Source organism: Streptomyces sp. NBC_00385 (genome assembly GCF_035917155.1).
Classification (GTDB): Bacteria; Actinomycetota; Actinomycetes; order Streptomycetales; family Streptomycetaceae; genus Streptomyces; species Streptomyces poriferorum.
The window spans coordinates 8,007,283-8,018,909 of sequence record NZ_CP107951.1; the positions used below are offsets into that span (position 1 = coordinate 8,007,283).

The following is an 11,627-nucleotide window of genomic DNA, read 5'->3' on the forward strand; positions in this document are numbered from 1 at the left end:
TGTCACGACGCACCCAGTTCCTCGTCGAGCGCGCGGAACAGTTCCTCGTCCGTCGCCGCGTCCAGATCGCCGTCCGGTGTCCGTCCGGCCCCGCCGGCGGGTTGCGCCGCCTGTTCGTCCCACCGCCACAGTGCTGCCTGCAGCCGCTCCCTGAGCTCGTGGAACCCCTCGCTGTCCACCGTCACGGCCTCCAGCAGCCGCTCCAGTTCGCCGGCGTCCGTCCGCTCGTCCGGGGCCAGCAGCGCGGACAGCCGCTCGGCGAGCGCCGTGGGGGTGGGGAAGTCGAACACCGTCGTGGTGGGCAGCCGCAGCCCGGTGGCCGCCGAGATCCGGTTGCGCAGCTCGACCGCCGTCAGCGAGTCGAATCCGATCTCCTTGAACGCCCGGTCGGCGGTGATGTCGTCGGCCGTCAGATGGCCGAGTACGGCCGCCACCTGCTCACGTACCAGCGTGAGCAGCGCCTGCGTACGCTCGGGACCGCGCAACGCCGTAAGCCCCTGCGCCGCCGACGAGGCGGGTACGCGCGCGCCGCTCGCCGCCCGCCGCACGGCGGGTGCCCTGACCAGCGACCGCAGCACGGCCGGCACCCCACCGGTCCCGGGTCCGGCTTCGGCGAGCGCCCGCAGCCCCGCACCGTCGAGGGGCGCCGGTACGAGCAGCGGGCGGCCGTCGGCCAGGGCGGCGTCGAACAACGCCAGTCCCTCGGGCACCGACATCGGGACGAGCCCGCCCCGCGCGATCCGGGCCCGGTCGGCGCCGGCCAGATGCCCGGTCATACCGCTGGCCGCCTCCCACATGCCCCACGCGAGGGACACCGCGGGCAGTCCGCGCGCCCGCCGGTGGCCGGCCAGCGCGTCCAGGAACACGTTGGCCGCCGCGTAGTTGCCCTGCCCCGCGCCCCCGAGCAGCCCCGAGGCGGAGGAGAACAGCACGAACAGGGACAGGTCCAGGTCCCGGGTCAGCTCGTGCAGGTTCCAGGCCGCGTCCGCCTTGGGCCGCAGCACCGCACGGACCTTCTCCGGGGTCAACGAGGTGAGCACCCCGTCATCCAGGACTCCGGCCGCGTGCACCACACCCGTCAGCGGCTGCCCGGGCGGTACGGAGGCCAGCAGCCCGGCGAGCGACTCCCGGTCGGCCACATCGCAGGCGGCGATCCGTACCGTGGCCCCCAGCTCCTCCAATTCTGAACGGAGTTCGGGCGCACCCGGGGCGTCGGGCCCGCGCCGGCCCGTGAGCAGCAGGTGGCGCACACCGTGCCCGATCACCAGGTGCCGGGCGAGGGCGGACCCCAGGGTGCCGGTGCCACCGGTGATCAGGACCGTCCCCTCCGGCGCTGTACGCGGCGGCAGCGTCAGCACCACCTTGCCCACCTGACGGGCCTGCCCGAAGTGCCGGAAGGCGTCGGGCGCCCGGCCCACATCCCAGGTGGTGACCGGGAGCGGAGACAGCACACCCTGCTCGAACAGGGCGAGGACCCGTGTCAGTACGTCCCCGACCCGGTCCGGGTCCATGTCCAGCAGCTCGAACGGCTGGTACGCGACACCGGGCCGGACCGCCGCGATGTCCTCCGGGGCCCGCAGGTCGGCGATTCCCATCTCGACGAACCGCCCCCCGGAGGACAGCAGCCGCAGTGAGGCGTCGATGAACTCCCCGGTCAACGAGTTGAGGACGACATCGACCCCCGGCGCGGGCGCGGCGCCTGCGCGGCCGGTCACGTCCAGGACCTGCTGCTCGAACCCGGTCGTACGGGAGGAGGCGATGTGGTCCGCGTCGAGACCGAGTGCCCGCAGCGCGCCCCACTTACCGGGGCTGGCCGTAGCGAACACCTCGGCCCCGAGATGGCGGGCCACCTGGAGTGCCGCCATGCCGACCCCGCCGGCCCCGGAGTGGATCAGTACCCGCTCGCCCCTGCGGAGCCCGGCCAGCTCGACCAGTCCGTAGTAGGCCGTGGTGAACACCGCGGGCACCCCCGCCGCCTCCGCGTACGACCAGCCGCGCGGCATACGGGCGATCAGCCGCCGGTCGGCGACGGCCAGCGGCCCCACCGCACCCGGGGCCAGGCCGAACACCCGGTCGCCGGCCTCGAACCCGTCGACCCCGGGACCGGTCTCGACGACCGTGCCCGCGACCTCCGTCCCGAGCGGAGCGCCGACCGGCACCATGCCCAGAGCGGTCAGCACATCGCGGAAGTTGAGCCCGGCGGCCCGCACCTCGATCCGCACCTGGCCATCGGACAGCGGTGCCTCCGCTGCCGGATGGGCGGCGGCATACAGATCGTCCGGTGAACCTCCCGGGGTCTCCAGCCGCCAGCCGGCCACACCCTCGGGCGGGACGACGGTCACGGCCCCGGCTTCCGACCTGCGCAGCCTCGGCACCAGGATCCGGCCGTCACGCAACGCCAGCTGAGGCTCGTCGGTGGCGACGGCCGCCGCCAGCACCTCCTGGGAGGACTGCTCGCCGTCGAGGTCCACCAGGGTGATGCGGCCGGGATTCTCGGTGGCGGCCGACCGCGCGAGCCCCCACAGCGGGGCGGCCGCCAGGTCGACCGGATCACCGGCCCGGACCGCCACGGCCCGGCGGGTGAGGACGACGAGACGTGCCTCCGACCGTTCCTCGTCGGCCATGTGGTCCCGCAGCCGGCCGAGCAGCCACTCCACGGCCGCACCGGCCGCGACCGGTGCCGGCCCCTCGAACGGGGCGGTGGCGTCCAGCATTTCGAACGCGGCCGTGTTCTCCGCGGACGGGGCCGGCTCGCCGAGCTCCGTCCACTCCAGGGCGTAGAGGGAGTCGGCGGCGGACGGCCCCGGCGCGGCGGGCAGCTGCCCCGGCGACACCGGCCGCAGGGTGAGGGTCTCCACATCCAGCACGGCCGCGCCCGTAGGGTCGGCGACCGAGACCCGGACCGTGTCCCGCCCCCCGTCACCGGGGGCGGCCGTCACCCGCAGGGACGTGGCTCCGGTGGCCCGCAGCGCCGCCCCGGACCAGGAGAACGGCAGCCGGATGCCCTCGCCGAGGAAATCACCCAGCCCCAGCGTGTGGAGGGCCGAGTCGAGGAGCGCCGGGTGCAGTACGAACCGGGCTGCCTCCGCGTGGAGTTCGGGTGCGAGCGACACCTCGCCGTACACGGTGTCGCCCGACCGCCAGGCGGCGGTCAGATTACGGAAGGCGGGGCCGTACTCGTACCCCAGCGCGGCGAGTTCCGCGTAGAGCCCGTCGGTGTCGAGTGCGGCGGCCCCGTCCGGCGGCCAGACCGCTCCGTCGTCCTCTCCGGCTGCGTGGGGAGTGGCGTCGGCCGGGGCGAGGACGCCGGTGGCATGACGGGTCCACCCCGGTGCTTCGCCCAGCACATCGTCTGGCGGACCGTCGGGCCGCGCGTGGACGGTCAGCTGCCGCCGTCCCTCGGCGTCCGGCGCCTCCACCGCCACCTGGATCCGCACACCGCCGCGCTCCGGCACGAACAGCGGTGCTTCCAGCGTCAGTTCGTCCACCGCGTCGGCGCCGACGTGCCTGCCTGCCTGGAGTGCGAGCTCCAGCTGGGCGGTGGCCGGGAGCAGGGGGGTCCCGCTCACGGCGTGGTCGGCGAGCCAGGGGTGGGTGCGCAGGGAGACGCGCCCGGTGAGCAGCACGGTCTCCCCCTGGGCGAGCGTGGTCGACGCGGCCAGGAACGGATGGTCGGCGGAGTCCACCCCGAGGCTTCCGGCGTCGCTGTGGGCGGCGGGCCCCTCCAGCCAGTAGCGCCGACGCTGGAAGGGATAGGTCGGCAGATCGGTGGCGCGGCCCGCCACGGTGGGCAGGGCCGGTGTCCAGTTGACGGGGATGCCGTGGGTGTGGAGGTGGGCGAGGGAGAGGTGGAAGCGGTTCAGGGTGCCTTCGTTGCGGCGGAGGGTGCCGGTGATGAGGGCGGGGGTGTCGGTGGTGTCGGCGGTGTCCTGGAGGGCGGTGGTGAGGACGGGGTGGGGGCTGACCTCCACGAAGACCGAGTGCTCCGCATCGAGGAGGGCGCGGACGGCCGGTTCGAAGAGGACGGGGTTGCTGAGGTTCTCGTACCAGTAGTCGCCGGTGAGTTCGGTGGTGTCGATGGGGCGGGCGTGGAGTGTGGAGTAGAAGGCGGTGGTGGTGGGTTGGGGGGTGATGTGGTGGAGGAGGGTGTGGAGGGTGTTTTGGAGGGGTTGGACGTGGGGGGTGTGGGAGGCGTAGTCGACGGGGATGGTGCGGGCTCGGATGTTTTGGTTGTTGAGGGTGGTGATGAGGGTGTTGAGGGTGTGGGGGTTGCCTGCGATGACGGTGGTGGTGGGTCCGTTGTGGGCGGCGATGTGGAGGTCGGGGTGGGGGGTGAGGAGGGTGGTGGTTTGTTGGTGGGTGAGGGGGAGTGAGGCCATGGCGCCGGTGCCGGCGAGTTGGAGGAGGGTGTGGGAGCGGAGGGCTGCTATTTGTGCGGCGTCGTTGAGGGTGAGGGCGCCGGCGATGTGGGCGGCGGCGATTTCGCCTTGGGAGTGGCCGATGACGGCGTCGGGGTGGATGCCGTGGTGTTGCCAGAGTTTGGCGAGGGAGGTCATGACGGCGAAGAGTGCGGGTTGGATGACGTCGACGCGGTCGATGGGTGGGGTGTCGGGCAGGCCGTGGAGGACGTCGAGGAGGTTCCAGCCGGTGTGGGGTTGGAGTGCTTCGGCGGCTGCGGTGAGGTGTTCGGTGAAGACGGGTGAGGTGGCGAGGAGTTCGCGGGCCATGCCCTCCCACTGCGAGCCCTGGCCCGGAAACACGAACACGGTCTTCCCGGTAGCCGTGACCGTCCCGCGTACCGCATCCGAACCGACCGTGCCCCGCTCCAGCCCGGCGAGGTTCTCCAGCAGCCGTCCCCGGTTCTGCGCGACGACGACCGCGCGATGGGCGAGCCCGGCCCGGCCCGTCGCCAGCGCCTTCGCGGCCGGGCCCGGGTCGGCCTCCGGGTGCTCCTGGAGGTGGCGGCGCAACTGCCCGGCGTTCGTGGCGAGCGCCTCGGCATTGTGGCCGTACAGCAGCCACGGTGGCGAAGCCGCACCGGTCACCGACGGCTCGTTCACGGTCACGTCGTCCGGCGCCTCCTCCAGCACGACGTGTGCGTTGGTGCCACTCATCCCGAACCCGGAGACACCGGCCCGACGCGGACGGCCGTTCGGGAGCCACTCCCTGGCCTCGGTGAGCAGGCGTACGGCACCGGCGTCCCAGTCGACGTGCGGTGACGGCTCGTCCACGTGCAGGGTCTTCGGGAGTAGCCCGTGCCGCATGGCCTGCACCATCTTGATGATGCCGCCGACCCCGGCGGCGGCCTGGGTGTGCCCGATGTTCGACTTCAACGACCCGAGCCACAACGGCTGTTCGGCCGGCCGGTCCTGCCCGTACGTGGCGAGCAGCGCCTGTGCCTCGATCGGGTCGCCCAGAGTCGTCCCCGTGCCGTGCGCCTCCATGGCGTCCACATCGGAGGTCGTGAGCCCGGCGTCGGCCAGGGCCTGACGGATGACCCGCTGCTGCGAAGGACCGTTGGGGGCGGTGAGGCCGTTGCTCGCCCCGTCCTGGTTGGTGGCGGTGCCCCGGACGACGGCGAGAACCTCGTGTCCGTTGCGGCGGGCGTCGGACAGCCGCTCGACCAGGAGCAGCCCGACCCCCTCGCCGAAGGCCGTACCGTCCGCGCCGGCCGCGAAGACCTTGCACCGGGCGTCGGGGGCCAGGCCGCGCTGCCTGCTGAATCCGATGAAGATGTCGGGGTTGGCGAGCACCGTCGCCCCGCCGGCCAGGGCGAGATCGCATTCGCCCCGGCGCAGCGACTGCACGGCCAGATGCAGGGCGACCAGCGAGGACGAGCACGCCGTGTCCACCGTCACCGCCGGGCCTTCGAGCCCGAGGGTGTAGGCGATCCGCCCCGAGGCGATGCTGCCCGCACTGCCGATGCCGAGGTACCCCTCCATATCGGCGGGGAGCTTCACCCGGGACCCGTAGTCCGTGTACACGACCCCCGCGAACACTCCGGTCCGCGAGCCGTGCAACGACGTCGGATCGATACCGGCCCGCTCGAACGCCTCCCAGGCGCTCTCCAGCAGCAGCCGCTGCTGCGGGTCCATGCTCGTCGCCTCCCGCGGGCTGATCCCGAAGAAGGCCGGGTCGAACTGGTCCGCGTCGTGCAGGAACCCGCCCTCCCGGGCGTACGACGTGCCCGGGTGCGCCGGATCGGGATCGAACAGCCGGTCCAGGTCCCAGCCCCGGTCGGTCGGGAACGGGGAGATGACATCGCTCTCCGACGCCACCACCTGCCACAGGTCCTCAGGGGTGCGCACCCCGCCGGGGTAGCGGCAGGCCATCGACACGATCGCGATGGGTTCGCCGTCCTGCACCGGGGTGCGTCCGGTGGGTACCACCGTGTCGGTGCCCGCACCGTCGCCCAGCAGCAGGTCCCGCAGATGGGCCGCGAGCGCGGCCGGCGAGGGGTGGTCGAAGACGAGGGTGGCGGGCAGCCGGAGCCCCGTCGCCGTGTTCAGCCGGTTGCGCAGTTCCACGGCCGTCAGGGAGTCGAAACCGAGGTCCTTGAACGCGCGGGACGCGTCGACCGTGTCCCCGGCGGAGTGCCTCAGCACCCCTGCCACCTGCTCACCGACCAGCTCGCCGAGCAACCGAAGCTGTTCCGGCCCGGACAGACCCACCAGGGCCGAGACGAGGGTGCCCGCCGCGGCGGCGTCCGCCCCCGCGGCGGTACGGACCGTGCGGACCAGCGAACGCAGCACCGGGGGCAGCAGACCGGTCCCGGCCTGTGCTCCCAGGGCCGCCCGGTCCAGCCGCGCGGCGAGCAGAGCGGGCCGGTTCGTCGAGCGCAGTGCCAACTCCAGACCGGCGGTCACCTGGTCCTCGTCGAAGCGGACGAGCCCGTGGAAGGAGGAGTCCGGCACGGCATCCCGGGGTCCCCAGGAGAGGGAGACGCCCGGCAGTCCGAGTGACACCCGGTGCTGTGCCAGCGCGTCGAGGTAGGTGCCGACCGCGGCGGCGCCCGCGCGGCCGGTGCCGCCGAGTGCGGACGACGCGTCGGGGGCGAGCAGTACGAACGCGGCCAGGTCGAGACCGAGGGTGAGCTCGTGGAGATTCCAGGCCGCCGCACCGGCGGCCTGGAGCCGGGCGCCGAACTCCTCGGGCGCGGTCGAGAGCAGGACCGTGCGATCGGGGGCGGGCGGTGCGTGGAGGACGGCGCCCACCGGGTGCGAGGCCGGCAGCGCGGCCAGTGCCCCGGCCAGGAAATCGCGGTCGGCCGCGTTACCGTCCGCCACCACGACCTCCGCACCCAGACCGGCCAGCCGGTCCGCCAGCCCCGCACCGGGGGACAGCAGAAGCAGGTGCCGCGCGCCGAGGACGCTGACGGCGTGGACCGCCGCGACTGCGGCGAGGTCGCCGCCGCCGGAGACCACGACCGTCGCGTCCTCGGGCAGGACCGGCAGCTCACCGGCGTCCTGCGATCCGGACGCGAGGAGCCTCGGGACACGTATCTCGCCGTCGCGAAGGGCCAGTTGTGGCTCACCGGCCGCGAGAGCCGCCGGCAGCGCGCCCAGCGAGGAAGCTTCGGCGTCGAGATCGACGAGGGTGATCCGCCCCGGGTTCTCCGCCTGGGCCACCCGGATCAGGCCCCAGACGGGAGAGGGGACCAGATCCTGCACGTCGTCGGGGCCGGTGGTGACGGCGTGGCGGGTGAGGACCGCCAGCCGGGTGGCGCTGTTCGCCTCGTCGGCGGTCCAGGTCCGCAGTGCGGGCAGCAGTTCGCTCGCGGACGGCGCGTGCAGCAGGACGAGGCCGGGGGCCGCGCCCTCGCCCGGTGCCGGATCGTACGGGACATGGCCGGCGTCGCCGAAGGCGTCCCGCAGCCCGGCCTCGGGTTCGGCGGACGAGGTCCAGCTCGGGTACGGCGAGGAGTCGACCTCGCCCGGTGCGGCCACCGCCGTCCAGTCGGTGCGGAGCAGCCAGTCGTGACGGACCCGGTCCGCCCGGTCCAGGGCCCCGGCGGGCAGCGGCCGCAGGACGACCGATTCGACGGAGGCCACCGGGGCGCCGGCCGGATCGGCGAGCAGGACGGCGAAACCCTTCCCGCGCGGTGAGACGCGCACCCGCAGACCGCCCGCGCCGACCGCGTACAGGCTCACGCCGTTCCAGACGGCCGGTTCGAGCAGCTCGTCGCCCTGGGTGAGGAGCGCCTGCACCGAGGCCGTGAGCAGCGCAGGATGCAGCCCGTACCGTCCGGTGTCGGCCGCGACTCCCTCCGGCGCGGACACCTCGGCGTACAGCTCGTCGCCCCGGCGCCACAACCGTGTGAGCCCCTGGAGCGCGGGGCCGAGCTCGTGGCCCAGCGTGACCAGCCGCTCGTACACCTCCCCGACATCGACGGCGGTCGCACCGGTGGGCGGCCAGGATGTGAGGGAGCCGGGCGCGGACTCGGAGGCGGACTCGGCGGCACCGAGCAGACCCGTGACATGACTGGTCCACGCGCGGTGCAGGGCGCTGTCGTCGCCCGCGTCGTCGTACGCCCGGGTGTGCAGGGTCAGATCGCGACGACCGTCGCCGCGCGGGGGCCCGGCGGTCATCTGCACGTCCACGCCACCGGTGGCGGGGAACACCACCGGAGCGTCGAGCGTCAGCTCGGCCACCGGCAGACCGCCCAGCAACTTGCCTGCCTCCAGGGCCAGTTCAAGGACAGCCGCAGCCGGAAGGACCGCCGTTCCCTCGAGGGCGTGGTCGGCGAGCCAGGGGTGGGTGCGCAGCGAGATCCGGCCCGTGAGCAGCAGCGCGTCGTCCTGGGCGAGCGTGGTAGCGGCCGTCAGCAGGGGGTGCTGCGTCGTGTGCAGCCCGAGGCTCTCCGGATCCCCGTCGGTCGCCGCGTCCTCCAGCCAGTAGCTCCGGTGCTGGAAGGGGTAGGTCGGCAGGTCGTACGGGGCGTCGTCCCCTGCCTCCGGAACAGCCGGTGTCCAGTTGACGGGGATGCCGTGGGTGTGGAGGTGGGCGAGGGAGAGGTGGAAGCGGTTCAGGGTGCCTTCGTTGCGGCGGAGGGTGCCGGTGATGAGGGCGGTGGTGTCGGTGGTGTCGGCGGTGTCCTGGAGGGCGGTGGTGAGGACGGGGTGGGGGCTGACCTCCACGAAGACCGAGTGGCCGTCCTCCAGCAGCTTCTCGACGGTGGGGTGCAGTTGGACGGGGTTGCTGAGGTTCTCGTACCAGTAGTCGCCGGTGAGTTCGGTGGTGTCGATGGGGCGGGCGTGGAGTGTGGAGTAGAAGGCGGTGGTGGTGGGTTGGGGGGTGATGTGGTGGAGGAGGGTGTGGAGGGTGTTTTGGAGGGGTTGGACGTGGGGGGTGTGGGAGGCGTAGTCGACGGGGATGGTGCGGGCTCGGATGTTTTGGTTGTTGAGGGTGGTGATGAGGGTGTTGAGGGTGTGGGGGTTGCCTGCGATGACGGTGGTGGTGGGTCCGTTGTGGGCGGCGATGTGGAGGTCGGGGTGGGGGGTGAGGAGGGTGGTGGTTTGTTGGTGGGTGAGGGGGAGTGAGGCCATGGCGCCGGTTCCGGCGAGTTGGAGGAGGGTGTGGGAGCGGAGGGCTGCTATTTGTGCGGCGTCGTTGAGGGTGAGGGCGCCGGCGATGTGGGCGGCGGCGATTTCGCCTTGGGAGTGGCCGATGACGGCGTCGGGGTGGATGCCGTGGTGTTGCCAGAGTCTGGCGAGGGAGGTCATGACGGCGAAGAGTGCGGGTTGGATGACGTCGACGCGGTCGATGGGTGGTGTGTCGGGCAGGCCGTGGAGGACGTCGAGGAGGTTCCAGCCGGTGTGGGGTTGGAGTGCTTCGGCGGCTGCGGTGAGGTGTTCGGTGAAGACGGGTGAAGTCGCGAGGAGTTCGCGGGCCATGCCCTCCCACTGCGAGCCCTGGCCCGGAAACACGAACACGGTCTTCCCGTGATCGGATACCACGCCCTCCACCACATGGGCCGACGGCACACCCCTGGCCAGCGAGTCGAGCGCCGGCACGAGTTCCTCGTGGCTCCCGGCGACGACGACCGCCCGATGGGCGAGCGCGGCCCGGCCCCGGGCCAGCACTCCGCCGACCGCAGTCGAGTCCGGAGTGGGCCGGTCCTCCACATACGAACGCAGCCGCGCCGCCTGCTCCTTGAGCGCTTCCGGGGCGTGCGCGGACAGCAGCCACGGCACCGTGCCCGAAGGTGCGGCCGACGCCGCACCCTCGCTGTCGGCGGCCTCCGCCGTGGGCGCCTCCAGGATGACGTGTGCGTTCGTTCCGCTGATCCCGAACGACGAGACGGCGGCCCGGCGCGGCCCGCCGTGCTCGGGCCAGGGCTCGTCCTCGGTGAGCAGGCGTACGGCTCCGGCGTCCCAGTCGACGTGCGGTGACGGCTCGTCCACGTGCAGGGTCTTCGGGAGCAGCCCGTGCCGCATGGCCTGCACCATCTTGATGATGCCGCCGACCCCGGCCGCGGCCTGGGTGTGCCCGATGTTCGACTTCAACGACCCCAGCCACAAAGGCTGTTCGGCCGGCCGGTCCTGCCCGTACGTGGCGAGCAGTGCCTGTGCCTCAATCGGGTCGCCCAGCGTCGTCCCCGTGCCGTGCGCCTCCATGGCGTCCACATCGGAGGTCGTGAGCCCGGCGTCGGCCAGGGCCTGGCGGATCACCCGCTGCTGCGAGGGGCCGTTGGGCGCGGACAACTGGCCGCTCGTGCCGTCCTGGTTGACGGCGGAGCCCCGTACGACCGCGAGCACCCGGTGTCCGTTGCGGCGGGCGTCCGACAGCCGCTCCACCAGGAGCAGCCCCACGCCCTCGCCCCACCCCGTGCCGTCCGCCGACGCCGCGAACGCCTTGCAGCGGCCGTCGGGGGACAGCCCGCGCTGCCGGCTGAACTCGACGAACAGGCCGGGCGTCGCGATGATCGTCGCCCCGCCCGCCAGTGCGAGATCGCACTCGCCGCGCCGCAGCGACTGCACGGCCAGATGCAGGGCGACCAGCGAGGACGAGCACGCCGTGTCCACCGTCACCGCCGGGCCTTCGAGCCCGAAGGTGTACGAGAGCCGGCCGGACGCCACGGACCCGGCGCTGCCGGTCCCGATGTACCCCTCCAGGCCGTCCGGGGCCCGGCGGATCCGCCCGCCGTAATCGCCGTACATCACCCCGGCGAACACCCCGGTGCGGGAGCCGCGCAGCGTGTCCGGGTCGATGCCGGCCCGCTCGAACGCCTCCCAGGCGCTTTCCAGCAGCAGCCGTTGCTGCGGGTCGATGGCTGTCGCCTCCCGCGGGCTGATTCCGAAGAACGCCGGGTCGAAGCGGTCCGCCTCGTGCAGGAATCCGCCTTCCCGCGCATAGCTCCGGCCGGTCCGCTCGGGGTCGGGGTCGTAGAGCGCGGCGGTGTCCCACCCCCGGTTCTCCGGGAACGGGGAGATCGCGTCGGTGCCCGAAGCGACGACCTCCCACAGTTCCTCGGGGGAGCGCACCCCGCCCGGGTAGCGGCACGACATGCCGACGATCGCGATCGGTTCGTGCCGCTCCGCCTCGACCTCGGTCAGCCGTTGCCGGGTCTGGAGCAGGTCATTGGTCACGCGCTTGAGGTAGTCGCGGAGCCTGGCCTCGTTCGTCAT

Annotated in this window: 1 protein-coding gene; it reads right to left on the bottom strand. The window is 73.1% G+C overall.

Features of this window, described 5'->3' with window-relative positions:
* Positions 1 to 2: 2 nt before the first annotated feature.
* Positions 3 to 11,588, bottom strand: a complete 11,586-nt coding sequence (locus tag OG959_RS35540; RefSeq protein ID WP_442805766.1) for an SDR family NAD(P)-dependent oxidoreductase — start codon at positions 11,586 to 11,588, stop codon at positions 3 to 5.
* Positions 11,589 to 11,627: the final 39 nt, after the last annotated feature.